At 58.1% G+C, this 25,821-nt stretch carries 22 protein-coding genes and 1 tRNA gene; 13 read left to right on the top strand and 10 right to left on the bottom strand.

Annotated elements, in window-relative coordinates; translation table 11 throughout:
- Positions 1-7: 7 nt before the first annotated feature.
- A complete protein-coding gene (locus tag ACQZ5Y_RS05340; protein ID WP_025592029.1) occupies positions 8-883 on the bottom strand; it encodes a prephenate dehydratase in 876 nt (291 codons plus the stop codon).
- A gap of 11 nt (positions 884-894) precedes the next feature.
- A complete protein-coding gene (locus tag ACQZ5Y_RS05335; protein ID WP_003514327.1) occupies positions 895-1,650 on the bottom strand; it encodes a 3-deoxy-manno-octulosonate cytidylyltransferase in 756 nt (251 codons plus the stop codon).
- A gap of 150 nt (positions 1,651-1,800) precedes the next feature.
- Between ACQZ5Y_RS05335 and ACQZ5Y_RS05330 the strand changes: the two genes are divergently transcribed.
- Positions 1,801-2,373 carry a c-type cytochrome gene (locus ACQZ5Y_RS05330; RefSeq protein ID WP_003514328.1) on the top strand — a complete coding sequence of 191 codons (573 nt, stop codon included), beginning with the start codon at positions 1,801-1,803 and terminating at the stop codon, positions 2,371-2,373.
- Positions 2,374-2,452: 79 nt separating this feature from the next.
- Here ACQZ5Y_RS05330 and ACQZ5Y_RS05325 read toward each other — a convergent pair whose 3' ends face one another.
- The 3 genes from ACQZ5Y_RS05325 to ACQZ5Y_RS05315 all read right to left on the bottom strand — a co-directional run bounded on the left by ACQZ5Y_RS05325 (position 2,453) and on the right by ACQZ5Y_RS05315 (position 6,384).
- Entirely contained in the window at positions 2,453-3,181 is a 729-nt protein-coding gene (locus ACQZ5Y_RS05325; RefSeq protein ID WP_003514330.1) for a sugar transferase, read from the bottom strand.
- 302 nt (positions 3,182-3,483) lie between these two features.
- Positions 3,484-5,787 carry a transglycosylase domain-containing protein gene (locus ACQZ5Y_RS05320; protein WP_174049100.1) on the bottom strand — a complete coding sequence of 768 codons (2,304 nt, stop codon included), beginning with the start codon at positions 5,785-5,787 and terminating at the stop codon, positions 3,484-3,486.
- A gap of 138 nt (positions 5,788-5,925) precedes the next feature.
- On the bottom strand, positions 5,926-6,384 hold the full coding sequence (locus ACQZ5Y_RS05315; RefSeq protein WP_038489357.1) for a YbaK/EbsC family protein: 459 nt from the start codon (positions 6,382-6,384) through the stop codon (positions 5,926-5,928).
- A gap of 480 nt (positions 6,385-6,864) precedes the next feature.
- Here ACQZ5Y_RS05315 and ACQZ5Y_RS05310 point away from each other — a divergent pair, with 480 nt between their 5' ends.
- Complete coding sequence (locus ACQZ5Y_RS05310) at positions 6,865-7,074, top strand: cold-shock protein (protein ID WP_003514335.1); 210 nt, start codon at positions 6,865-6,867, stop codon at positions 7,072-7,074.
- A gap of 414 nt (positions 7,075-7,488) precedes the next feature.
- Here the strand turns inward: ACQZ5Y_RS05310 and ACQZ5Y_RS05305 are convergent, their stop codons facing one another.
- The gene (locus ACQZ5Y_RS05305) at positions 7,489-8,880 is read right to left on the bottom strand and encodes a dipeptidase (protein WP_174049101.1); all 1,392 of its coding nucleotides are present in this window, start codon (positions 8,878-8,880) and stop codon (positions 7,489-7,491) included.
- A gap of 238 nt (positions 8,881-9,118) precedes the next feature.
- Positions 9,119-9,553, bottom strand: a complete 435-nt coding sequence (locus ACQZ5Y_RS05300) for a MarR family winged helix-turn-helix transcriptional regulator (protein ID WP_003514340.1) — start codon at positions 9,551-9,553, stop codon at positions 9,119-9,121.
- A gap of 414 nt (positions 9,554-9,967) precedes the next feature.
- Here ACQZ5Y_RS05300 and polA point away from each other — a divergent pair, with 414 nt between their 5' ends.
- The 10 genes from polA (at position 9,968) to ACQZ5Y_RS05250 (ending at position 21,659) form a co-directional block, all read left to right on the top strand.
- On the top strand, positions 9,968-12,955 hold the full coding sequence (polA, locus tag ACQZ5Y_RS05295; protein WP_174049102.1) for a DNA polymerase I: 2,988 nt from the start codon (positions 9,968-9,970) through the stop codon (positions 12,953-12,955).
- An 85-nt stretch (positions 12,956-13,040) separates the two neighbouring features.
- Positions 13,041-13,760: a DUF1868 domain-containing protein gene (locus ACQZ5Y_RS05290; RefSeq protein ID WP_174049103.1), complete on the top strand. Its 720-nt coding sequence runs from the start codon at positions 13,041-13,043 to the stop codon at positions 13,758-13,760.
- A 193-nt stretch (positions 13,761-13,953) separates the two neighbouring features.
- On the top strand, positions 13,954-14,139 hold the full coding sequence (gene rpmF, locus ACQZ5Y_RS05285) for a 50S ribosomal protein L32 (RefSeq protein WP_003514347.1): 186 nt from the start codon (positions 13,954-13,956) through the stop codon (positions 14,137-14,139).
- Between the two features lie 161 nt (positions 14,140-14,300).
- The gene (locus ACQZ5Y_RS05280) at positions 14,301-16,127 is read left to right on the top strand and encodes a sensor histidine kinase (RefSeq protein ID WP_162696543.1); all 1,827 of its coding nucleotides are present in this window, start codon (positions 14,301-14,303) and stop codon (positions 16,125-16,127) included.
- Complete coding sequence (locus ACQZ5Y_RS05275; RefSeq protein WP_003514350.1) at positions 16,124-17,470, top strand: sigma-54-dependent transcriptional regulator; 1,347 nt, start codon at positions 16,124-16,126, stop codon at positions 17,468-17,470. The genes ACQZ5Y_RS05280 and ACQZ5Y_RS05275 overlap by 4 nt, the downstream gene beginning before the upstream one ends.
- Before the next feature lie 197 nt (positions 17,471-17,667).
- Positions 17,668-18,651 carry a tripartite tricarboxylate transporter substrate-binding protein gene (locus ACQZ5Y_RS05270; RefSeq protein ID WP_026330668.1) on the top strand — a complete coding sequence of 328 codons (984 nt, stop codon included), beginning with the start codon at positions 17,668-17,670 and terminating at the stop codon, positions 18,649-18,651.
- Between the two features lie 100 nt (positions 18,652-18,751).
- Positions 18,752-19,213: a tripartite tricarboxylate transporter TctB family protein gene (locus tag ACQZ5Y_RS05265; protein WP_013635240.1), complete on the top strand. Its 462-nt coding sequence runs from the start codon at positions 18,752-18,754 to the stop codon at positions 19,211-19,213.
- Positions 19,214-19,222: 9 nt separating this feature from the next.
- Positions 19,223-20,728 carry a tripartite tricarboxylate transporter permease gene (locus tag ACQZ5Y_RS05260; RefSeq protein WP_013635241.1) on the top strand — a complete coding sequence of 502 codons (1,506 nt, stop codon included), beginning with the start codon at positions 19,223-19,225 and terminating at the stop codon, positions 20,726-20,728.
- Positions 20,729-20,881: 153 nt separating this feature from the next.
- Positions 20,882-21,094, top strand: coding sequence for a SlyX family protein (locus tag ACQZ5Y_RS05255; RefSeq protein ID WP_013635242.1), 213 nt, complete (start codon positions 20,882-20,884; stop codon positions 21,092-21,094).
- 13 nt (positions 21,095-21,107) lie between these two features.
- Positions 21,108-21,659 carry a DUF924 family protein gene (locus ACQZ5Y_RS05250; RefSeq protein WP_013635243.1) on the top strand — a complete coding sequence of 184 codons (552 nt, stop codon included), beginning with the start codon at positions 21,108-21,110 and terminating at the stop codon, positions 21,657-21,659.
- 67 nt (positions 21,660-21,726) lie between these two features.
- Here the strand turns inward: ACQZ5Y_RS05250 and dnaJ are convergent, their stop codons facing one another.
- The 3 genes from dnaJ to ACQZ5Y_RS05235 all read right to left on the bottom strand — a co-directional run bounded on the left by dnaJ (position 21,727) and on the right by ACQZ5Y_RS05235 (position 25,229).
- Positions 21,727-22,860 carry a molecular chaperone DnaJ gene (dnaJ, locus tag ACQZ5Y_RS05245; protein WP_025592053.1) on the bottom strand — a complete coding sequence of 378 codons (1,134 nt, stop codon included), beginning with the start codon at positions 22,858-22,860 and terminating at the stop codon, positions 21,727-21,729.
- A gap of 90 nt (positions 22,861-22,950) precedes the next feature.
- Entirely contained in the window at positions 22,951-24,852 is a 1,902-nt protein-coding gene (gene dnaK, locus ACQZ5Y_RS05240; RefSeq protein ID WP_003514373.1) for a molecular chaperone DnaK, read from the bottom strand.
- Between the two features lie 287 nt (positions 24,853-25,139).
- Positions 25,140-25,229, bottom strand: a tRNA-Ser gene (locus tag ACQZ5Y_RS05235).
- Between the two features lie 220 nt (positions 25,230-25,449).
- Between ACQZ5Y_RS05235 and ACQZ5Y_RS05230 the strand changes: the two genes are divergently transcribed.
- A complete protein-coding gene (locus ACQZ5Y_RS05230; RefSeq protein ID WP_013635245.1) occupies positions 25,450-25,767 on the top strand; it encodes a hypothetical protein in 318 nt (105 codons plus the stop codon).
- Positions 25,768-25,821 lie beyond the last annotated feature (54 nt).

Below are 25,821 nucleotides of genomic sequence, written 5' to 3'. Positions count from 1 at the left end.
GGCAGGCTCAGCTCTGGTTGAGCTTGCCGCGCATCGCATGACCCTTGTAGACGCCGAGAATTCGGACCTTCTCGGAAAAGAAGCGCAGCTCGTCCAGCGCGTGCCGCACCGGCTCGTCATCCGGATGGCCTTCGATATCGGCATAGAACTGCGTTGCCACGAACCTTCCGCCGAGCTGGTAGCTTTCCAGCTTCGTCATGTTGATGCCATTCGTCGCGAAACCGCCCATTGCCTTATAAAGTGCCGCCGGAATGTTGCGGACATTGAACACGAAGGTCGTGACGATGGTTTCATCTGGTGCTTCGCCTTGGGACTGGCGTTTGGCCCAGTTCTCATCGCGCGAAAGAATTACGAAACGGGTGATGTTGTTTTCTGAATCCTCGACATTTTCAGCCATGATATCAAGGCCGTAGAGACCGGCGGCAAGACGCGGTGCAAGCGCTGCCATGCTGCGATCACCCTTTTCAGAAACCAGTCTCGCCGCTCCGGCCGTATCGCCGGCAACGACGGGCTTCCAGCCGTTGGAACGGATGATCTTGCGGCACTGGCCAAGCGCGTGGATGTGGCTGTGAACGGTGCGGATCTCGTCTTTCTTCACGCCCGGTATAACCATCAGCTGGAAGCGGATCGGCATGAAATATTCACCGATGATGTGAAGGCGTGATTCCGGCAGAAGATGATGGATATCGGCAACGCGACCGGCCAGCGTGTTCTCGATCGGGATCATGCCGAGATCGGCTTCGCCGTTTTCGACGGCGTTGAAAGCATCCTCGAATGTCGGGCACGGCAAAGGCTCCATATCCGGGAACATGTCGCGGCATGCCATGTCGGAATTCGCGCCAAATTCGCCCTGAAAGGCAATGCGGTTTGTGCTCAAGGTCATGGAATTATCCATCAGAGGGTTCGGTTTGCGAGAATAGTGCGGGCTTTTTCGAGATCGTGCGGCGTATCAACGCCAAGCGGCACGGAGTGAACGATTTCGGCATCAATACGCATGCCCGCTTCCAGCGCGCGCAATTGTTCCAGCCTTTCGCGCTTCTCGAGTGGCGAAGGCTGAAGCCTCACGAACGTTTCAAGGGCGGCGCGGCGATAGGTATAAAGGCCGATGTGATGATAAAGCGGTCCGTCGCCATAGGGCGCAGTCGCGCGGGTAAAATAAAGCGCGCGCAATCGCGTCTCGGAAAGCGGGCTGCCAACCACTTTCACCACGTTCGGATTGGTCTTTTCTTCCTCGTCGGTGATCTCCACCGTCAGCGTGGCAATGTCGACGGCGGCATTTTCCAACGGGCGCAACGAGGCGCGGATCGTTTCCGCTTCGATGGTCGGAAGGTCGCCCTGAACATTGATGACATATTCGGCGTTGCCATAGGGGTCGGCCTTCTGCAGCGCCTCGAAAATGCGGTCCGAACCGGATTGGTGATCATCTCGCGTCATCATTACGTCGAAACCGGCATTTTTAACGGCTGAAAATACCTGTTCGTCATCGACTGCAACGACGATGCGCGTCGCGCCAGCTTCACGCGCCCTGAGTGCAACCTGCACAATCATCGGTTTGCCGCCAATATCCGCGAGAGGCTTGCCCGGAAGCCGTGTCGATGCCATCCGCGCCGGTATAAGGACGACAGCTTTCTCGAATTCCCGATTCTTCATCCGACACCCTTCAAATCCCAACCGAAAAGTGTCAAAACGTCACGGAGTGGGGAATATTATTCAAGTTGCGCAGGCTGTGCAAAAGCCATAGCTTTTGAATAATTTCAAGATGCCCGGTTATATGGAGCGGATGCGAGGGAGCGCATATAGATGAATTCTTATGTAAATATGGGCGTTGGGGCGTTGCTGGGCACGGTTTTCGTTCTGATGTCGGTGTCAATTGCGTCTGAGGGCATTTTTCATGCGCCCACCCCGGAAAAGGAAGGTTACGCCATCGTCGCGGAAGCGAGCGGCGGCGAGGCTGCAGGCGAACCCGCTGCAGCGGCAACTCCGATTGCGAAATTGCTCGCCAGCGCGGATGCTGCCAAGGGTGAGGCGGTCTTCAAGAAGTGTACGAGCTGTCATACCGGAGAGAGTGGTGGTGCAAACAAGGTCGGCCCCAATCTCTTCGATATCGTCAACCGGCCGATCGCCAGCCATGCGGGTTTCAGCTACTCCGCAGCAATGAAGGATTTCTCCAAGGGCGGTTCCGTGCACTGGGATTACGATCATCTCAGCTACTTCATCGAAGCTCCCAAGAAACACGTTCCCGGCACGGCCATGGGCTTTGCGGGTGTGAAGAAGGAGACGGAACGCGCCGATCTCATCGCTTATCTGCGCACGCTGTCGGCAAACCCGGCGCCGCTGCCGGACCCGGCTGCGGCTCCCGTGCCGATAAACTGACGGAATATGGTGATTTCATGAGAAAAGCCCGGCATCGCTGCCGGGCTTTTTTGATTCTATCTGTCTGATTTCTGAAAGATCAGAAACCCTTGCCGCCGCGCAATTCGGAAATGACCGTTCCGATCATGATCTTGATATCCAGCCAGACGGAAAAATTGTCGACGTAATAAAGATCGGACACGATGCGGGCACGCGCCTTGTCACTGCGATCCGTCGGGCCGCGCAAACCCCGCATCTGGGCAAGACCGGTAATGCCTGGCCGCATCCGGTGCCGCAGGTGGTAGTGGGGAACAAGTTCCTCATAAAGACGGCCGGCGGCCAGCATGCCGATCGCATGGCAGCGCGGACCCACCAGCGACATGTCGCCTTTCAAGACGTTGATGAGTTGTGGCAGTTCGTCGACATTTGTGCGGCGAAGCACGGCGCCGATCCGGGTTATCCTCGGATCGTTCTTTACCGTTTGCGCCACGCCGGTGGCATCGCCCAGTTCGGTCCGCATCGAGCGAAATTTATAGACCCTGATCTTTCGCCCGTTCATGCCCCAACGGACTTGTGAGAACAGGACCGGCCCTTTGCTGTCGAGTTTGACCAGCGCCGCGACGGTCAGCAATACGGGCGCGAGTGCGACAAGGGCGATGGACGCCCCTGCAATGTCGATCGTTCTCTTGAGCACAAACTGGCTGCGCAGGAACACCGATGTGTTGGTTTCTGAAATGGAAGGTTGTGTTTCCGCCGCGTCGAAAGTGACAGCCGCAGGATAAGGGGCGCCGTAAAACACGGCATGCGATGAGCTTTTAGTACCCAGCATAATATGAAGCCCTGAAAAGTTATTTTGAAACAAGAAAATTAATTTATATGAACGATTAATAATTCATTTACCGTAAAAAGTCATCCGAAATGTAATCGTTTTTGCGCAAATAGCAATCTACGGTTAACGTGGATGCACGCATATGTTGCAAACACAAGCACGGTCTCCGCTCTTGGCTGCGTTGGTTGCCCATTCGGTGTAATCAAGTCTTTGGAAAATTGAGTATTTGCGGGAAAGGCGACAGGATCGTTGCCTGCCCATCGCTTGCCGGGTAACCGGCGAGCCGATTATCCAAAATGCAATTAATTTCCCATCAGAATATCAAGAAGGGTCGTCTGCTTCGGCCCGGAAGTTGCCGGCGCCCGGCCGCCGATATCGGCTGGCGGCACAGGTCCATTGTCGGCTGAATAGCCGGGTTCGATATCGCGGGAAGGGATGTTTCCAGGCGGCATGGGGACGCCCGGCTGACCAGCGTTTGGCGAGACGGGCGCTTCGGGATAGGCTCGGGTGTTTGTCGTTCCGCCGCCGCCGAGAGCATTGGAAATGATGTCGCCGATGGACGAGGGCGCGCTCTCGGACGCCGGTTGCTGTATTTCCCCAAGCGGCGGCACGCCGCCTGCGCCGAGACCGAAGAGTGGCGAAGGCGAGAGCCCGGAATGGGCGGCGGTCATGAAATCTTTCCAGGCCTTCGCAGGCAAGCCACCGCCGGTGACCTTTTTCATCGATGTGCCGTCGTCATTGCCGAACCAGACGCCCGTTGTCAGGTTGCTTGTGTAGCCGACAAACAGCGCGTCGCGGAAAGACTGTGTCGTGCCTGATTTTCCCGCTGCCTGCCAACCCTGAAGGCGAGCGGCTTTCCCTGTTCCTTCGGTGATGACGCGCGACAACATGCCGTTCATCGTCGCGGCGATCTCCTCGCTCAGCACGCGCGGCGGGTTGTCGTATCTGTTTTCATAAAGCACCTTGCCGTCGGCATCGGAGATGCGTTTAACGATATGCGGCGTCGCCTTGTAGCCGCCATTCATGAAGGGAGCGTAGGAGGCGGTCAGCTCCATCAGTGACACTTCCGAGGTGCCGAGTGCGATGGAGGCGTTGTTCTGAAGCTCCGATTCGATACCCATGCGATGCGCCACCTGCGTCACCCGCTCAGGACCGACTTCCATCACCAGCTGCGCGGCGATCGTGTTCAGAGAATTGGCAAGCGCAGTGGCAAGCGTCACTTCGCCACGATATTTCTTCTCGTAATTTTCCGGTGTCCAGTTTCCGATGCGGACCGGCCCGTCATTGCGAATGGTACTGGGGGTCAGACCCGATTCGAGCGCGGCGACGTATACGAAGGGTTTGAACGCCGATCCGGGTTGCCGTTTCGCCTTGGCGGCCCGGTTGAACTGGCTTTCGGCATAATCCGCCCCGCCGACCACGGCCCGGATTGCGCCTGTGCCATCGATGGAAACGAGAGCCGCTTGCGAAGCGCCCTGCTTTTTACCATCACCCTGGAGAACATGGGTCAGTGCTTTTTCTGCGTCGCGTTCAAGATTGGGGTCGATGGTCGTATCGACGACGATGTCCTGCTTGACGTCGCCAATCAGGCCACGAACTTCCTCCATCACCATATCGGCAGCGTAATGTTCGGCACCGGACCAGAAACGTTTGGCCTTGGTCGGCGGCTGCGACATCGCGGTCTTGATCTCGTCATCGGTGATGAACCCGACATCGCGCATGGATCTTAGAACGACCTGCGCCCGCTCCTCCGCTGCCTGCGGGTCGCGCGCCGGTGAAAGGCGCGAGGGGGCCTTGAGAAGTCCGGCAAGCGTTGCCGCCTCGCCAAGATTGACGTCGCGCGCGGATTTGTTGAAGTAGCGTCTGGAAGCGGCTTCGACGCCAAAGGCGTTGGAACCGAAATAAACGCGGTTGAGATACATCGCGAGGATCTGGTCCTTGGTGTATTTATGCTCCAGCCAGAAGGCCAGCAGCACTTCCTGTACCTTGCGCTCCAGCGTCCGGTCCTGTGAGAGGAACAGGTTTTTTGCCAGCTGCTGCGTCAGCGTCGAGCCGCCCTGCACTGTTCGTCCCGTCATCACATTGGTCACGATGGCGCGGGCCAGGCCGAGCGGATCCACACCGAAATGGGAATAGAACCGCCGGTCTTCGATCGCCATGACCGCTTGTGGAAGGTAGGGCGACATGTCTTCAAGCGCGAGAGCCTCGCCACCCGTGGTGCCGCGATTGGCAAGCACGCCGCCGTTCACCGAAACGATCTTCACATTCGGAGGGCGTTCGGGAATGGTCCAGCTGCTGGCACTCGGCATGCGCGCGCCGTAATAAAGGACAAGACCGGCAACGCCGATACCGCCCCAGATGCCGAGCACGATGCACCAGTAAACGAGGGACCGGATAAAGCCTGTTGCGCCACCGTCGGAACTGCGTGTGCGCTTTTCCTTTTTTTGCGGTTTGGCGCGGCCGGATGTGGACTTCGGTTTTCTGGCGGGCTGCTTTGCGGTTCCGCCAATGCGCTCGCTGGCATCAAGACGCAGATCGTCACCGGATTCGTGGAAATCCCCGAAGGAAGGCTCTACCCGATCGCGTGATTTACCCTTGCCTGCCATCCAGCCGAAGTCGCTCCTTATATTCGCGAAACCGTTCGCACTTCAAGCCTCTATGCCTGCGCGATCCTTAATCCAGGATGAAGAGTTTAAATGCGGCAATTTAAGGCGGGGTTAAGTCCTTGCCGGATCAAATCGGCGTCATTGGCAGACGTCGACCCATTCCGCTCCCGTCAGTCGCGCCATCATGTCAGGCGAAATCCTTACCGCCGCATTGGTGGCACCCGCTGCCGGAACCACCTCGGGATAGTTTTTCAGGGATATGTCGCAAAACACCGGAAGGGGAGAAGGCAATCCGAAAGGACACACGCCACCGATGGGATGGCTGGTCACCGCAACGACTTCTTCCGCCCCCAGCATGCGCGGCTTGGCGCCGAAATGATCGCGGAATTTACGATTGTCTAGCCGCTTCGTGCCGGCGGCAACGACGAGAAGAATTGTGTCGCCCGCCTTCAGGCAGATCGTTTTGGCAATCTGGTCGGGATCGACGCCGTGCGCTTCGGCAGCCAAAGCGACTGTCGCCGAACTCGTTTCCGTTTCGATAACGGTCACTTCGGGGGAATTCTCGGTAAAAAAGGCTCTGACGGATTCGATGGTCATGCGTATTTATTAGGCGGTATGCCAAGAGGCTTCAAGATGTCGCGAAATAGCTATGCATTTTATGCAATGCTGCGCTGCGATGAAACGTCTGTTTTTTGAGCGGAAATCCTGTATCTTCAAATCATCGAAGCGACGCACTCCTCCTCCCAGCGTCGCCCGATTGGACTGACAATACTCCTCCTCCCAATTGTCAGTCAGTTTCAAGAACCCGGCGCACCTCCTCCCGCGCCGGGTTTTTGCTGTTTAAGGCCTTGTTTCCCGCGACTTTCATTTGCCGACGCTTCACAAAAATCGCCGGGCTTTTTCAAAGAAACTTGACTTTCAGGCCCTTCCAACCTAGGTGTTCGCGCATCGATATTTGTTTGACGACCAGAGCTTCGGCGCCTTTTTTAGGTGCACACGACGATCTTTCCTTCAAATTCGACCCAAGACCGCACTGCGCGCAGTGCAAATACAATTTGCCAACGGAAGGAAATCGTTATGGCGACTGGTACAGTAAAGTGGTTCAACGCAACCAAGGGCTACGGCTTCATTCAGCCTGACGACGGTTCGCAGGACGTATTCGTTCACATCTCCGCCGTTGAGCGCGCTGGTATGACCTCCCTCAACGACGGTCAGAAGCTCTCTTACGAGCTGACGCAGGACCGTCGCTCGGGCAAGATGTCTGCAGGCGAGCTCGTCGCTTCCTGATAAGCGGCTTGGCCTGAACGGGGCATTCGCATGAATATGAAAGGCCGGATTTCTCCGGCCTTTTTCCTTTGGAAGCTGCACCGGGTCCGGCCGCTCTTGAAAAAGCTGGAGTGCATACCAATATAGGGTTCAACAGTGCTCCGCACGGAATTGTCAGGCTGGTGCTTTTAAAGTGCCGCTGTTGTTGCGTTAACCAAAGATTAACCAAAGCAGCCGATCCTGATCGTGAAAAGCAGCGTCGACGTTGTTGGCGCGCTCTGGAGCATCGGACCGTTTGAACGCTTTGACCACGGATGTACTGGCACTGACGAAAAACGGATGGAAAGGTCGGGCTTGCCCGGCCTTTTTGTTTTGAACCACCAAAATATAAGAGAAGGGGAGGCATCGGGTAACCGGCGCCTCCTTTCTTTTTGACTACTTCGCGGCCAGGGCGTCTAGAATGCGGATCCAGGAGCGGATGCCCTTGTGGAACGACTGCAGGTCATATTTTTCATTCGGCGAATGAATGCGGTCATCGGTAAGGCCGAAACCGACGAGCAGCGAATCCATGCCCAGCATCTTCTGGAAATCGCCGACGATGGGGATCGAGCCCCCCATGCCGATCACGACGGCAGGTTTGGGCCACTCTTCCGAAAGCGCGTTTTTCGCCTTCGTCAGCACTGGCGAATCATAGGAAAGCTGGATAGCCGGCGATGCACCATGCTCGTGAAATTCCACCGAGCAATCGGCTGGCATTTTGGAGCGGACATAGTTCCGGAAGCTCTCGCGGACCGCTTTCGGGTCTTGCTCTCCGACGAGACGGAAGGACACTTTAGCAGAGGCTTTTGCGGCGATAACCGTCTTGAAGCCGTCGCCGGTATAGCCACCGATGATGCCGTTGACTTCCGCCGTTGGACGAGCCCAGGTCTGCTCTAGCACGGAGCGGCCCTTTTCGCCCGATGGAATCGAAAGGCCGACTTCCCCGAGGAAGGCTTCTGCGGTGCGGCCCAACGTTTCCCAGGAAGCCTTGATGTTGGCGGGGGTTTCTTCCACGCCGTCATAGAAGCCGGCAAGTGTTACGCGGCCGGTCTCGTCATGCAGGCCGGCGAGAATATCGGTCAGGATGTGAATGGGATTTGCGGCCGCACCACCGAAAAGGCCCGAATGCAGGTCGCGGTCGGCCGCCGTGATTGTGATTTCCTCGCCGACCAGGCCGCGAAGGGCGGCGGCGATGGCGGGCGTATCGCGGTCCCACATGCTGGTATCGCATACCAGTGCATAATCGGCTTTCAGCTCATCGGCATTGGCGTCGAGGAACGGCTTCAGCGAGGGCGAACCGGATTCTTCCTCGCCCTCGAAAAGAATGGTGACGCGCACGGGCAGACTGCCATTGACTGCCTTATAGGCCCGGCAGGCTTCCACGAAGGTCATCAGCTGACCCTTGTCGTCAGCCGTTCCACGCCCGGTGATCACCTGCCGGCCGCCGCCGATATCTTTCACGGCCGGTTCGAACGGATCGTTTTCCCAGAGATTGAGCGGATCGACCGGCTGCACGTCGTAATGGCCGTAGAAAAGCACATGCGGCGCGTCTTTTGTCGCGGCGTCGTGATGCGCCACCACCATTGGATGACCGGCCGTATCGCGAACGGAAGCCGCAAAGCCGAGTGATTCAAGCGTTCTGACCAGCCATTCCGCCGCCTTGCGGCACTCCGCCTTGTAGGCGGGGTCCGTGGAAATGGACGGGATGCGCACCAGTTCGAACAATCGCTCGAGGCTGGAGGTGAGGTTGTCGTCGGCCGTGGAAAGAATGGGGGAAACGTCTGTCATCGCTGATCCTGTCATGTCTGTCGCAACCCGGCGATGGACGAAACATCCTGGTATCGCGCATCGCGTGGGAACAAGGGGCTGACGTGTCGTTGAATCGGCAAGCGCGCAGCCGCCGGAACGATAGAGCAGTTCAGGAAAAGTGCGAAGTGGTTTTCCGTCCTAAACTGCGCGGAAACAAAACCTTGGAGGCTGCAGGCGATAGAAGCCAGGAGCAAAGAAAGCGTTCGAGTTGTAAATGCTATTTCGCTTTTTTGGCGCGGTCGATCGCCCGGCGCATATATTCCAGCAGAAGCTGCTTTTCGAAACGGCGGAAATCCGCCAGCAGCGTATCTTCCGTGGCTTCGGAAGCGGCAATGGCGTTCGCCTCGAGATCCCTGCCGCGCTGGGTCAGTTCGATGATCTGCGCGCGGCGGTCGCTTGGGTGGGATTTGCGCACGATCAGCCCGTCGCGCTCCATGCGGGACAGCGTATTGGCAAGCGTCGCCTGCTCCACGTCGATTCTATCCAGCAATTGCCGTTGCGTCAGTCCCTCCTCATGCCACAGTTCGATGAGGATGGGGAATTGTCCAGGAGAAAACCCCAGCGCGGCGGCTCTCTTCTGGAGCGCCATGGTGAATTCCCTCGCCATTTTTGCGGCGAGATAGATCGCCGATTCGTCCCGGGAAAAACCCATTCATCAATCCGTCTGGCATCTGGTCGGCGCAATCGCGCGATTTCGATAGTGGGATATATATCGCATGGTATGTTTATGCCAGTCAGAAACCCGGCACAAATAAAAACCGCCATGGCCGGGAGGGGACGGCCATGGCGGTCATATTAGAGGACAAAGGCCCGGAGAGGGGGGAAAGGCCTTTGTCCGGTCTGATGCGGCGGGGGACGAGCCTACAATCAGACTACGGCGTGATCAGGCGCCGTCCCCTAAGAAATGTGTGTGCAAATGCGGCTTTTCAAGGGAAAATCTATTACAAATTCGTAAGGTTCACGCGAATTTTGCCGGTGCCTCCAGCGGCTTAGCTCCATGCGCTTTGCGGTGCGTTGTTTGAACTTTCTGTGGACGTCAAAACGGCCCCGCGCTATCCATATCGCCATGAAAAAAGGCGATCATCTCTTCCTCGTTGACGGCTCCGGTTTCATTTTCCGGGCGTTCCATGCCATTCCCCCGCTGAACCGCAAGTCGGATGGGCTGCCGGTCAACGCCGTTTCCGGCTTCTGCAACATGTTGTGGAAGCTCCTGAAGGATGCGCGCAATACCGATGTCGGCGTCACGCCCACGCATTTTGCCGTGATTTTCGACTATTCGTCGAAAACCTTCCGCAACGAGCTGTACGATCTATACAAGGCCAACCGCACCGCACCGCCGGAAGATCTGGTGCCGCAGTTTGGCCTGATCCGCGAGGCGACACGGGCCTTCAACCTTCCCTGCATCGAGACGGAAGGCTTCGAGGCGGATGACATCATCGCCACTTACGCCCGTCAGGCGGAGGCGATTGGCGCCGATGTCACCATCATTTCTTCCGACAAGGATCTGATGCAGCTCGTCACGGCCAATGTGCATATGTACGACGCCATGAAGGACAAGCAGATCGGCGTTCCCGATGTCGTCGAAAAATGGGGTGTAGCCCCGGAAAAGATGATCGACCTTCAGGCGATGACCGGCGATTCCACCGATAATGTTCCGGGTATTCCTGGTATCGGGCCGAAAACGGCCGCGCAATTGCTGGAAGAATACGGCGATCTCGACACGCTGCTGGCGCGGGCAGGAGAAATCAAGCAGCAGAAACGCCGCGAGAATATCATCGCCAATGCCGATCTTGCCCGCCTTTCCAGACAGCTTGTGGCGCTCAGAACCGATGTGCCGCTGGAGCAGTCTCTGGAAGAACTGGTGCTCGAACCGCAGAACGGGCCGAAACTCATCGCTTTCCTGAAGGCAATGGAGTTCACGACGCTGACGCGCCGGGTAGCTGAAGCCACCGATAGCGATGCCTCGGCCATCGAAGCCGCCAATGTGCCGGTGCAATGGGGCACTGATGCCCATGGACCAGACCTCGATGCCACGCCTGCAGTTACCGCAGCTGATGACAAGACCGCTGCGCCAGCGTCAACCACCGCTCCGGCACGGAAGGTGACAGGGGAGGGCAGTGCGCCCACCGATCTCGCCACGGCACGGCAGACGGTTTTCTCCGCCGCCAAGATCGACACGACCGCCTATACGACGATCAGGGATTTGGCGGAGCTGGATCGTTGGGTTGCCGCTGCCCGCGAAACAGGTGTCGTCGCCTTCGACACGGAAACGACCTCGCTCGACCCCATGCAGGCGGAACTCGTCGGTTTCTCGCTGGCGATTGCCGATAACGGCAAGGATGCCTCAGGCACCGATATCCGCGCTGCCTATGTGCCATTGACGCACAAGACCGGCTCCGGTGGCGATCTTTTCAGCGATGGCATCAAGCTTGCTGAAGGACAGGTGCCGTTTGCCGAGGCGCTGGCACGTTTGAAGGATCTTCTTGAGGACGAAGCCGTTCTGAAAATCGCGCAGAACCTCAAATATGACTACCTGCTGATGAAGCGCCACGGCGTCGTCATGCAGAGTTTCGACGATACCATGCTGATTTCCTACGTTCTTGAGGCGGGAAAAACCACGCATGGCATGGATACGCTTTCCGAACGCTGGCTCGGCCACACGCCGATCGCCTACAAGGACGTGGCGGGATCGGGCAAGTCGAGCATCACCTTCGATTTCGTCGATATTGACAAGGCGACCGCTTACGCCGCGGAAGACGCGGATGTCACCCTGCGGCTGTGGATGGTGCTGAAGCCCAGGCTTGCCGCCGAGCGGCTGACCAGTGTGTATGAGCGGCTGGAGCGCCCTCTGGTGCCTGTACTGGCGCATATGGAGGAGCGTGGCATCACCGTGGACCGACAGATCCTGTCGCGTCTCTCCGGTGAACTCGCCCAGAAGGCGGCTGCTTTCGAAGAGGAAGTCTACCAACTGGCAGGCGAGCGTTTCAACATCGGATCGCCAAAGCAGCTCGGCGATATCCTGTTCGGCCGGATGGGCCTGCCTGGCGGCTCCAAGACCAAGACGGGCCAATGGTCCACATCGGCGCAGGTTCTCGAAGATCTGGCGGCGGAAGGTGCCGAATTACCGCGAAAGATCGTCGACTGGCGGCAGCTGACCAAGCTGAAATCGACCTATACGGATGCGCTTCCCGGATATGTCCATCCGCAGACGAAACGGGTGCACACGTCCTACGCGCTGGCCTCCACCACCACGGGGCGCCTGTCGTCCTCGGAGCCGAACCTTCAGAACATTCCGGTGCGCACGGCGGAAGGCCGCAAGATCCGCACGGCCTTCATCTCCACCCCCGGACACAAGCTTCTTTCCGCCGATTACAGCCAGATCGAGCTACGTGTGCTTGCCCATGTCGCCGACATTCCGCAGCTTCGCAGCGCATTCGAAAACGGCATCGACATTCATGCGATGACCGCATCGGAAATGTTCGGGGTGCCGGTGGAAGGCATGCCGTCTGAAGTGCGCCGACGTGCCAAGGCCATCAACTTCGGCATCATCTACGGTATTTCCGCTTTCGGCCTTGCCAACCAGCTCAGCATCGCGCGCTCCGAAGCGGGCGAATATATCAAGAAATATTTCGAGCGTTTTCCTGGCATTCGCGATTACATGGAAGCGACCAAGGCTTTCGCCCGCGAGAACGGCTATGTCGAGACGATTTTCGGCCGCCGCGCGCATTATCCGGAAATCCGCTCCTCCAACCCTTCCATGAAGGCCTTCAACGAGCGTGCAGCCATCAACGCACCAATCCAGGGGTCTGCAGCCGATATCATCCGCCGTGCGATGGTCCGTATCGAGCCGGTGCTGGAGGCGGAGAAGCTTTCCGCCCGCATGCTGCTGCAGGTACATGACGAACTCATCTTCGAAGTCGAGGAAGGGGAAATCGAAAAGACCCTGCCCATCGTCGTCTCGGTGATGGAAAATGCAGCCATGCCGGCTATTTCCATGAGGGTTCCGCTCAAGGTGGATGCCCGCGCGGCCGACAACTGGGACGAGGCGCATTGACGGGAATTGACCGGCCATTGAGCGATTGGTGTCATTGATTTGTTGCGTGCGCAGATTAGGGGAAACGTCTCAAAAGGAGTTCCCCATGCACGCCCCGCTCGTTTCAAAAGACCTGGAATCTTTTTCCGCTGCCAGCCATGATCAGCCGCCGCGCCATCTGGGTCGCCGCTATAATACGGATGGTGAATTCCTGCTCGAGCCGGGCAATACCGTGGTCTGCCATCTCGTTGAAGGGTCGAAAGCCGAAAGCGCAATCATCGGGACACGCCAGCGTCTTCTGGATATGCCCGAGGCATCGCAGCTGGCCTTCACACCGGTTTCCAGCCTGCATATGACGGTATTTCAGGGCATTATCGAATATCGCCGTGCATTTCCCTACTGGCCGGAAGACATGCCACTCGATACTCCGATCGACACGATGACGGAGTATTATTGCGATCGTCTGGCGGATTTTCCGGGTCTGCCTGGTTTCAATATGCAGGTGACTGGTCTCAAGCCGACGGGGCTGGTGCTGAAGGGTGCCAGCGCCGAAGACGATCGTACCATTGCGCTGTGGCGGGATACATTTGCCGAAGCTTTCGGTTATCGGCATCCCGATCACGACACCTACCAATTCCATATTACGCTGGCTTATGTCACGTGCTGGTTCGATCCGGAGTGCCTGCCGCGATGGCAGGCGATGCTGGATGAAGAGCTGGAAAAACTGCGTGCGGCAGCGCCGATAATCGAGATGCGCGCGCCAGCTTTCTGTGAATTCAGGGACATGAACCACTTTAGGGAACTCGTGGTTTTTGATAGGAAGTGAAGCATGATTTGCAAAGGACTGCAGCCCGCCCGTCGCAGCAAACCGGCTTAATCGGAAAAAATGCGCGTCAGGGCTGGTCAAAGCCCGTTTGGGCATGTATAAGCGCGCCAAATTTCCGATATCGAGACACCCGACATTCGGCCTTTGGTTATGGCCGGTTACGTTGTTTCGCCGCTAAAGTGGAGTAACAAAAATGGCTGTACCAAAAAGAAAAACAAGCCCGTCCAAGCGCGGCATGCGCCGCTCGGCTGACGGTCTCAAGGCTTCGACCTACGTTGAAGACAAGAACTCCGGCGAACTGCGCCGTCCGCACCATATCGATCTGAAGACCGGTATGTATCGCGGTCGTCAGGTTCTGACGCCGAAGGAAAGCGCATAAGCTTTCTGAAATAATCTTTACGGAAAACCGGCCCTCGTGGCCGGTTTTTTGTTTTCAGGCCGTTTAGCTGCTTTTTTCGGTTACTTGGAAAATCCGATCACTCCTCCTACACTCTGTTCGGGAGAGCAGGTCTGGTGCCTGCAACGGGGAGGGGAGCTTCGGTGAAATATCGCTGGATGTTATTGACGCTGCTCAGCCTCGGCCTCGGTTACGGCGCCGTGACCAAGGGCAGCGGCATCATTGCGGAAAGCTATTTCGGCGAAGTCTCCGATCAGGGCCGCACCACCCTCAGGCTGGCCGTCTCGGCTCTTGGCGGGCTTTTGAGCCGTTTCGAGCCGCTGCCCGCCCTGATCGCCGATCACGACGACATTGAGGAGCTTGTCGCGCATCCGCAGGATGAGGCGATGCGCCAGCGCGCCAATATCTATCTCAAATCCATCAATACATTGCTGGAATCCTCCGACATCTACATCATCACGCTGGACGGAGTGACCATCGCCGCCAGTAACTATGATGGACCCACGAGCTTCGTCGGTGAGAATTTCAGCTACCGTCCCTATTTTCAGGATGCCGCCAAGGGCTTCCCGTCGCGTTTCTTTGCGCTAGGCACCACCTCCCACAAGCGCGGTTATTATTTTTCCGCGCCTATTCTCTTCAACGAGGAGATCAAGGGCGTCATCGTCTTCAAGGTCGATATTGAAGGCATAGAGGCGTCGTTCGGCGATGGTGAAAACCGCATTCTCGTATCGGACCCGGAAGGCATCATCTTCATGACCGGAACGCCGCAGTGGCTTTATTCCGGCCTGATGCCGCTGACACCGGAAAGGCTTGCGCGCACGGCGGCATCCCGCCGTTACGCCAATGCCGACCTGAAGGAACTGCCGCTGAAAAACGGCAATTTCGGCTCTCATCAGTTGATGACGATCAGCCAGAACGACGGTGACAGGGAATATCTCGTCCTGTCGCAGCCGATGCCCGACGCGGGCTGGACGGTCAGCGTGCTGATGGATACCGGCTCACTCAGGACGCAGGTCAAGACGGCGATGATCGCGATCATCCTCTGCCTGTGTCTTGCCGCTGCCGTGGTCGCCGCCATGCTGCAAAGACGGCGGCGCCTGCGCGAACGCCTAACCCACCAGGCCGAAGCTCAGGCGGAGCTGGAGCGGCGTGTGGAGGAGCGTACAGCCGATCTCGCGCGGGTGAACCGTGAAATCGAACACGAAATCGCCGAGCGCCGCCAGACGGAGAAACAATTGCGCAAGATGCAGAATGACCTGGTTCAGGCGGGCAAGCTTGCAGCGCTCGGACAAATGTCGGCAGCACTTTCGCACGAGTTCAACCAGCCGCTCGCAGCCGCCAAGAATTATGCGGAAAACGCCTCTCTTCTCGTGGAACGTGGACGTCTGGAAGAGGTGACGGAAAACCTCAGGCGTATTTCGGGCCTTATCGATCGCATGGCTTCTATCAGCAGGCATCTGAGAAATTTTGCCCGCAAACCCAATGAGAAAATGGCTGCGGTCGCGCTGGATGCCGTGCTTCGCGATACGCTGGAAATTGTTGGAGCACGGCTGAAGGTCGCCAATGCGGTGCTGGATGTTGATCTTGGTCCGGTGCCGCTTGCGGTGAAGGCCGGGCCGGTGCGGCTGCAGCAGGTGCTGGTCAACATCATCTCCAATGCCGCCGATGCGGTGGAAGGGCGCGAGGATCGTCGCATCGCTTTGAAAGCCGTGCTGCACGGTCAGACGGTGTCGATTTTCATTCGTGACCGAGGTCCGGGCGTTCCTCCGGCGATTTCTGAGCGCATCTTCGATCCCTTCTTCACCACCAAGGGCGTGGGCCGTGGCCTTGGTCTCGGCCTTTCCATCACCTACAACATCATCAAGGATTTTGGCGGCCAGCTGCGTGTCAGAAACCATGAAGACGGCGGCGCGGAATTCGAGATCGAATTACCGGCAGCAGCCTATCGTGTGGAGGTGGCGGCGGAATGACCATGTCGCGGGTTCTGTTGATTGATGACGAGGAGGAACTGCGTTTTTCCACCGCGCAGGCGCTGGAACTTTCCGGTTTTGCGGTCACCATGCTGGCAAGCGCCGAACATGCGCTTGAACTCATCGGCTACAGCTTCGATGGCGTCGTGGTCAGCGATATCAGGATGCCCGGCATGGATGGCATGACGCTGCTGCAGAAGGTGCGGGAGCTTGACCCGGAAATACCTGTCATCCTGATGACGGGCCATGGCGATGTGCAGCTTGCCGTCAATGCCATGCGCAACGGTGCTTATGACTTCATCGAAAAGCCCTTCACCCCGCAATATCTCGCCGGCATCATAAAAAGAGCCAACGACCGGCGGGCACTGGTACTGGAAAACCGCCGCCTGAAGGCGGTGGCGGGCAAGCATGACGATCTCGAAACGCGTCTGCCCGGCAGAACCCAGGTCATGGTCGATCTGCGTTACCGCATTCGCGCCATCGGCGCGACCGATGCCGATACGCTCATTGTCGGCGATACCGGTGCGGGCAAGGAAGTGGTGGCGCGCGCACTTCACGATATCAGCGCCAGAGCCAACCGGCCCTTTGTCGCCATCAATTGTGCCGCCCTTCCGCAAACGCTGATCGAAAGCGAGCTGTTCGGCCACGAGGCTGGCGCTTTTCCCGGCGCGCTGCGCCCGCGCTACGGCAAGTTCGAGCATGCCCGCGGCGGCACCATATTGCTGGACGAGATCGGCTCCATGCCCTTTGAATTGCAGGGCCGGTTCCTGCGCGTGTTGCAGGAACGGGTGATCACCCGTCTCGGCTCCAATGAAACAGTCGAGCTCGACGTCCGCTTCATCGCCACCAGCAAGGTCGATCTGGAGCAGGAAGTCGCGGCAGGGCGGTTCCGTGCCGATCTTCTCTACCGCCTGAACGTGGCGACGATTCTCGTGCCGTCCCTCTCGCAGCGCAGTGCCGACATACCGCTGCTTTTCCTCCATCTGGTGCGGGAGGCTGCTGCCCGTTACGGTCGGGAAGATATGGACGTTCCGCAGCATCTACTCTCAGTCATTTCCCTGCGTGAGTGGCCGGGCAATGTCCGGGAATTGCGCAATGCGGCGGACCGTTTCGTTCTCGGTCTGGAAAGCGATGTCTCCGAAACCTCGCTGCCATTTGAGGGCGATGGCAAGGCGGCGCTTGCCGCAAGGGTCGCCGCTTATGAAAAAAGCCTTATTGCGCGCGCGATCGCCGCCCACGGCGGAAATCTGAAATCCGTCTATGAGAGCCTCGGCATTTCACGCAAAACGCTTTACGAAAAAATGCAGAAATATGAGCTGCACCGGCACATGACCGAGGTGTGATGGGTGGATTTCCACCCATGGATGAGCCCGTATGGGTAGAAATCCACCCATTGCTGCCCATGATGGCGATAAAAGCGCGCCTTGCCGCAAGACCGCCGTTGCTGAACGGCAATCCCGGATCGCAAATGGCTCACCCCGGTCGCCATGGAGGAGCATGCGCGGCTGAAGTGGCGAACATTTTCATCCGGGAGGAATCGATGAAAATACTGAAGACAGTTACCGGCCTTGCTGCCGCCGCTGCCGTTTCCCTTTTTGCGCTTTCTGCATCCGCTCAGAACTACCCCGAGCGCAACATCACCATGGTCGTGCCCTTTGCCGCCGGCGGCCCGACAGATACGGTCGCGCGTCTTGTCGCTGAATCCATGTCGAAGGATCTCGGCCAGCAGATCATCGTCGAGAATGTCGGCGGCGCTGGTGGCACGCTGGGCGCTGGCCGCGTGGCGGCGTCGGATCCGGACGGTTACACCGTTCTGCTGCATCACATCGGCATGGCGACGAGCGCCACGCTTTATCGCAAGCTCGCCTATGATACCCTGAACGCTTTCGAATATGTCGGTCTGGTCACGGAAGTGCCGATGACCATTCTGTCGCGCAAGACGCTCGAAACCAAGGATCTCAAGGGTCTGATCGACTACGCCAAGGCGAACAAGGACAAGGTCACCGTTGCCAATGCCGGCATCGGTGCTGCTTCGCATCTGTGCGGCATGTTGTTCATGAGCGCGATCGAGACACCGCTGGTCACTGTTCCCTACAAGGGCACAGGCCCGGCCATGACCGACCTGCTCGGCGGACAGGTCGATATCATGTGCGACCAGACTACCAACACCACCAAGCAAATCCAGGGCGGGACCGTCAAAGCCTATGCCGTAACCTCGGCCAAACGGCTCGACGTGCTGCCGGACGTACCGACAGTTGCCGAATCGGGCCTGCCGAAGCTTGAGGTGGGTATCTGGCACGGTATCTACACGCCGAAGGGTACACCGGCCGAGATCAACGAAAAGCTCTCCAAGTCGCTGCAGGTCGCGCTGAAGGACAAGAACGTGGCGGCCCGTTTTGCCGAACTCGGCACCACGCCTTCCCCGGAAGCCGATGCGACGCCCGCAGCGCTCAAGACCAAGCTTGAAAGCGAAATCGCCCGCTGGAAGCCTGTGATCGAGGGCGCCGGCCAATATGCCGACTGATGGTTGAAGCAATTGCCGGCGGCACCCTGCCGCCGGCTTCTTGCCGTCAATTTAACGCGCGGAACGGTGTGTGGCCGGCCGCAGTGGAGGGGCATCTTTCATGAAGTCGTTTTTCATTGACCCTGCCGAGGCAGCCTGTGGGGCAATTTTCATCGGTTTTGGCGCTTTTTTCGCGTTGCAGTCTTTCGGGCTGGATATCGGAACCGCCTTCCGCATGGGGCCGGGTTATTTTCCGCTTGTTCTGGCAATCGTGCTGATCCTGCTTGGCGCGGTAATATTCATTCGCGCCACCCGTGTGCAGGGCGATGCCCTCGGTGCAATCGCCTGGCGGGGGATTTTTTTCATCCTGCCCGCGCCGATCTTTTTCGGTTTCACGGTCCGGGGGCTTGGTTTCGTACCGGCGCTTTTTTTCAGCGCCCTTATCGCAGCCTTCGCCTCGCACAAGATGAGCCCGCTCATGGCCGTCATTATTTCCGCCGCCATCACGGTCTTTTCCGTTGCTGTGTTCAATTATGGTCTCGGCCTGCCATTCCAGCGCTTCGGCCCCTGGCTTAAATTTTGAGGTGCCGCAATGGAATTGCTTGATAATCTTGCTCTCGGTTTCGTCACGGCCACGTCGCTGGCAAACCTGTTTTTCTGCCTGATTGGCGTGCTGCTCGGCACGCTGATTGGCGTGCTGCCGGGCATCGGCGCAACCGCAACCATCGCCATGCTGTTGCCTATCACCTTTCAGCTTGAGCCCGTCTCATCGCTCATCATGCTCGCAGGCATCTATTACGGCGCGCAATATGGCGGCTCCACCACGGCGATCCTCATCAACATGCCGGGGGAATCCTCATCCGCCGTTACCGCCATTGACGGCTACCAGATGGCGCGCAAGGGCAAGGCGGGTGCCGCACTTGCAATTGCCGCCATCGGCTCGTTTTTCGCCGGCACGGTTTCCACCTTTCTCGTGGCAGTCTTTGCACCGCCTTTGACGGCGATTGCGCTGGAATTCGGCGCGGCGGAATATTTCTCGCTGATGGTCGTCGGCCTTGTCTCATCCATCGCGCTTGCCCATGGTTCCATCGTCAAGGCGCTGGCCATGGTCGTGCTTGGCCTGCTGCTCGGTCTTGTCGGTACGGATATCTACAGCGGCGCGCCGCGCTTCACTCTCGGCATCCGTGAATATGCCGATGGGCTGAATTTCGTTGCGGTGGCGGTGGGTGTATTCGGTATCGCCGAAATCCTGCGCAATCTCGAAAACGAGCGCACGCGCTCGGTGCTGATCGCCAAGGTCAGCAGCCTGATGCCGTCGAAGGAAGACTTCAAGGCCATGGTTGGCCCGGTGCTGCGCGGTACGGTCATCGGTTCGGCACTGGGCATCCTGCCCGGCGGCGGTGCAATTCTCGCTGCCTTCGCATCCTACACCGTCGAAAAACGCGTCTCCAAGCATCCTGAGGAGTTTGGACACGGTGCCGTCGCCGGTGTTGCCGGTCCGGAATCCGCCAATAATGCCGGTGCCCAGACATCGTTCATCCCGCTTCTGACGCTCGGTATTCCCGCAAACCCGGTGATGGCGCTGATGATCGGTGCGATGATCATTCAGGGCATCGTGCCCGGTCCGAACGTTGCGACCGAGCAGCCGGCGCTGTTCTGGGGCATCATCGCCTCGATGTGGATTGGCAATCTGATGCTCGTCATCCTCAACCTGCCCCTGATCGGGCTTTGGGTGAAGCTGCTGACGGTGCCTTATTACGTGCTTTTCCCCATCATCATGGCCTTCTGCGCCATCGGGGTTTACAGCGTTAATTCCAACGTCTTCGATCTCTACGCCGTCGCCTTCTTCGGCTTCATTGGTTATGTGCTCGTGAAGCTGCGCTGCGAGCCGGCGCCGCTGCTGCTGGGCTTCGTGCTTGGGCCGCTGCTGGAGGAAAACCTGCGACGCGCCATGATCCTGTCACGTGGCGATCCGACGACCTTCGTCACCCGACCGATCAGCGCTACCCTGCTGTTTATTGCTCTGGCCGTGCTGATCATCGTCTTCCTGCCCAGCGTGAAGAAAAAGCGCGAAGAGGTTTTCGTAGAAGAAGACTGAGCAGGTCTCGAAATATTCGGAACGCCGGTGATGGAAATGTCGCCGGCGTTTCTGCGTTGATGTGATCGCTGAGAGGAATCCGATTCACCGAAGCGGCATATGGTTGACTTGAAGCTTTTTAGGGCCAAGGAAGGGCGGGAAAGAGAGGTCGATATGACGTCGGAAACCGAAAAACGGATCATTGCGCTTGAGGAAACGATCGCGCATCAGGCCAAGACTATAGAGGAACTGTCCGACCAGCTGACGGAACAGTGGAAGGTGGTGGAACAGACCCGCGCCAAGCTCGACCGGTTGACGGAAAGGTTCCTGAGCCTTGAGGAGCAGTCGCTGGACGCACCCGCAATCACCCGGCCGCCGCATTATTGATGAGGGAGACCCGATGAGGAGCGATACAGCCGCACTTGCCGCCGAAATTGTGGATTTCTGGAAGCAGGCAGGACCGGAAAAATGGTTCGACAAGGACGCCGCCTTCGACGATCACTTTCATGACCGTTTCCGCGATGCCCATTTTGCCGCTGCAAGGCGCGAATTGGATGGCTGGCTGGACGGTGCGGAAAGCAGCCTCGCGCTGATGCTTCTGCTGGATCAGTTCCCGCGTAACTGCTTTCGCGAGACAGCGCATATGTATGCAACCGATCCGCTGGCACGCATGTTCGCCAGCGAGGCCATCCGTCGCGGCCACGATCAGGCGGTGACCGAGGATTTGCGGGTCTTTTTCTATCTGCCCTTTTCCCATTCTGAAAGCATCGAGGATCAGGAGCGTGCCTGCACGCTCAACCGGCCGCTTGGCGGGCTTTATCTCCACCACGCCGAAGAGCATCGCGATATCGTCGCGCGTTTTGGCCGCTTTCCGCATCGCAACGACATATTGCTGCGGGAAACGACGCCGGAGGAACGGCAATATCTTGATGCGGGCGGTTTTACTGGCTGATATCAACGAAAAACGCCGCCAGTCCCGAAAGACGGCGGCGCTTTTTTTGGTGGGTAACGGCCGCAGATCAGCCGTCGAAGAATTCCTTCATCCGGGCAAAGAAGCCGGTCGATTCCGGATTATTCTCCTGGGACGAGAGTTGCTCGAACTCCTGCAACAGCTCGCGCTGGCGCTTGCTGAGCTTCTGCGGTGTCTCGATCTGGATCTGGATGTAGAGATCGCCAGTCTGCGCCGAACGCAGCACCGGCATGCCCTTACCCTTCAGGCGGAACTGCTTGCCTGGCTGGGTGCCTTCCGGAACCGTGACGCGAGACTTCGTGCCGTCGAGCGTCGTCACATCGAAGGTGCCGCCAAGAGCGGCCGTCGTCATGGAGATCGGCACGGTGCAATAGAGATCGGCACCGTCACGCTGGAAGAACTCATGCGGACGCACGGACAGGAAGATGTAGAGATCGCCCGCCGGGCCGCCACGCATGCCGGCTTCGCCTTCGCCCTGCAGGCGAATGCGGGTGCCATCCTCGATACCCGAGGGAATGTTGACCGAAAGCGAACGCTCTTCCGTCACGCGGCCCTGGCCGTGGCACTTGCTGCACGGATCGGAAATCGTCTGTCCACGCCCGTGGCAGGTGGGGCAGGTGCGTTCTACCGAGAAGAAGCCCTGGGCTGCGCGCACGCGACCGGAACCCTGACAGGTGCCGCAGGTTTTGGGTTGCGTGCCGGGTTTTGCGCCGGAACCGGAACAGACATCGCAGGTTATCGAGGTTGGAACCCTGATCTGCGCCGTCTTGCCGGCAAAGGCTTCTTCCAGCGTGATTTCCATGTTGTAGCGAAGGTCGGCGCCGCGCTCGCGACCGCCGGAAGAGCGGCGTGCGCGTCCGCCGCCCATCATCTCGCCGAAGATGTCTTCGAAGATATCCGAGAAGCCGCCATTGGCGAAACCGCCGCCGCCCATACCACCGCCGCCCATGCCGCCATTTTCAAAGGCGGCGTGGCCAAAACGGTCATAGGCCGCGCGTTTTTGCGGGTCCTTCAGCGTTTCATAGGCTTCGTTGATTTCCTTGAACTTCCGTTCGGAATCAGCATCATCCGGGTTCTTGTCCGGATGGAATTTCATCGCGAGTTTGCGGAAGGCGCTTTTCAGCTCTTTTTCGTCCGCGGTCTTGCTGACGCCGAGTGTTTCGTAAAAGTCTGCTTTCGCCATTAAGATAACAAGCCTCGCAAATGGATTTCCGGCTGCACTTCGGCAGCCGGATGTCTTGCATGTATCGACAGGAGACGGGAAGTCACGCGATTATGCGGACTTCTTGTCGTCCTTGATTTCCTCATAGTCGGCGTCGACGACGTCGTCCTTGCCGCCCTCTCCGTTAGCGCCGGCTTCAGCCTGCTGCGCTTCGTAGATGGCCTGACCGAGCTTCATGGAAACTTCCATGAGGGTCTGGGTCTTTGCCTGAATGTCGTCGGCATCCGGTTCGGAAGCCTCAACGGCCGTCTTCAGGCTGGCAATGGCGTCTTCGATGGCCTTGCGGTCGGTTTCAGAAACCTTGTCGCCATATTCCTTTACGGATTTCTCGGTGGAGTGAACGAGGCTTTCGGCCTGGTTCTTGGCTTCGACACCCGCACGACGCTTCTTGTCGGCTTCGGCGTTGGCTTCAGCGTCCTTGACCATCTTCTCGATGTCGGCGTCGGAAAGACCACCGGAAGCCTGGATACGGATCTGCTGTTCCTTGCCGGTGCCCTTGTCTTTCGCCGAAACCTGCACGATGCCGTTGGCGTCGATATCGAAGGTCACTTCGATCTGCGGAACGCCGCGGGGTGCCGGCGGCAGGCCGACGAGGTCGAACTGGCCGAGCAGCTTGTTATCCTGTGCCATTTCGCGCTCGCCCTGCGAGACACGGATCGTCACGGCCGACTGGCTGTCTTCGGCGGTCGAGAAGGTCTGGCTCTTCTTCGTCGGGATCGTCGTGTTGCGATCGATCAGACGGGTGAAGACGCCACCCAGCGTTTCGATGCCGAGCGACAGCGGCGTCACGTCGAGAAGCAGAACGTCCTTGACGTCGCCCTGCAGAACGCCGGCCTGAATGGCGGCGCCCATGGCAACCACTTCATCAGGGTTCACGCCCTTGTGCGGCTCCTTGCCGAACAGCTGCTTGACGACTTCCTGCACCTTCGGCATGCGGCTCATGCCACCAACGAGAACGACTTCGTCGATCTCGGCAGCGGTAACGCCGGCATCCTTGAGGGCAGCCTTGCAAGGGGCGACGGTGCGCTGCACCAGATCGTCCACCAGGCTTTCGAACTTGGCGCGGGTCAGCTTCAGCGTCAGGTGCTTCGGACCGGAAGCATCAGCCGTGATGAACGGCAGGTTGATTTCGGTCTGCTGCGAGGACGAAAGTTCGATCTTGGCCTTTTCGGCAGCTTCCTTGAGGCGCTGCAGAGCGAGCTTGTCGTTCTTCAGGTCGATGCCCTGATCCTTCTTGAACTCGCCGGCCAGATATTCAACCAGACGCATGTCGAAGTCTTCACCGCCGAGGAAGGTGTCGCCGTTGGTGGACTTCACTTCGAAAACGCCGTCGCCGATTTCCAGAACGGAAATATCGAAGGTGCCGCCGCCAAGGTCGTAAACGGCGATGGTCTTGCCGTCCTTCTTGTCGAGGCCGTAAGCGAGGGCTGCCGCGGTCGGCTCGTTGATGATGCGCAGGACGTCCAGACCGGCGATGCGGCCGGCATCCTTGGTTGCCTGGCGCTGGGCGTCGTTGAAATATGCCGGAACGGTGATGACGGCCTTCTCGACCTTTTCGCCGAGATAGGATTCAGCCGTTTCCTTCATCTTCTGAAGGATCATCGCGGAAATCTGCGAAGGGGAATAGTTCTTGTCCTGAGCCTTCACCCATGCGTCGCCATTGTCGCCCTTGACGATTTCAAAGGGAACGAGAGCCTTGTCCTTTTCGACGGTCGGGTCTTCATAACGGCGACCGATGAGGCGCTTGACCGCAAACAGGGTGTTGGTCGGGTTGGTGACCGCCTGGCGCTTGGCCGGCTGGCCGACAAGGCGTTCGCCATCGTCGGAAAATGCCACCATGGATGGCGTAGTGCGCGCGCCTTCCGCGTTTTCAATAACTTTCGTGTCCTTGCCGTCCATCACTGCAACGCAGGAATTGGTTGTGCCAAGGTCGATACCGATTACTTTTGCCATGCTCTTCTCTCCTTGAAGCGAGCTGTCGGAACCCCGTGAGGCATTCCATGGACAACTCCTTGACTTGGATTTGCAGTATTCGCTGCTGTTATGCGGCGTATATAAGGAGCGATTTTTCCTGCTGCAAGGCGCAAGAGAGGGTGAAGCGCTGCAAAAAAGCGGATGAAACCCCTGTCTGTGCAGAAGCATAGCCATCAAGGCATGCAGAAGGGCAAAAACGTGACTTTGACTGCCACGGTCATGGCGATGCGGAGGCGCGTTTATAAAGTCATTGAGGTGAGGTGAAATGGCGGACAGGGTGGGATTCGAACCCACGGTACGCTTTCACGCACACACGCGTTCCAGGCGTGCGCCTTAAACCACTCGGCCACCTGTCCTTTTTTCAAATCTGCATGTTTTGAGGAATGCAAATCACTGGAACGGCGCGATATATACCGATGAATTCGCTGGGATCAACACGAATCTGACAGTTTTTTGAATTGTCGGCAATTTCCTGCCTTCCGATGCGATTGCAAACCGGTTTTCCCGCCTTTATCGATGCAATATATCTTTCAAAACATGGCTGTCGAAACGACGAGCCGCAACCGAGGTATCCTGATGAAAGCTTTTTTGCGGTTTTTGAGCTTTCTTCTTCTCATTGCAGCTGTTTTTCTTGGCGTACTCGATTCGATCCGCTCGGTTTCCACATCCTCGGTCAATATCACCGGCATCCTGTCCGTCTGGAACTATCTTCTTCCTGCCTCGCGCACCATGGTGGAAACGGCCTTGGCTCACTATATTCACCCTGAAGCGTGGCGCTTCATTGAAAATGCCCTGTCGGGACTGCCGGCATTTGCTTTTTTCCTCGCGCTATCCCTGCTTTGCTGGATGGCCGGTTACAGGAAGCGCAAAGTGATGAGGCGTTCGTCAGTCTGAATTTATCAACTGACAGCGCGCGCGCCCCGCAGATGTGAACCCTGAGAAGCGGCA

The organism is Agrobacterium sp. A3-95, from assembly GCF_053521785.1.
Note: the sequence above shows the minus strand (reverse complement) of the source record. Positions and strands in the feature narration are given on the sequence as shown.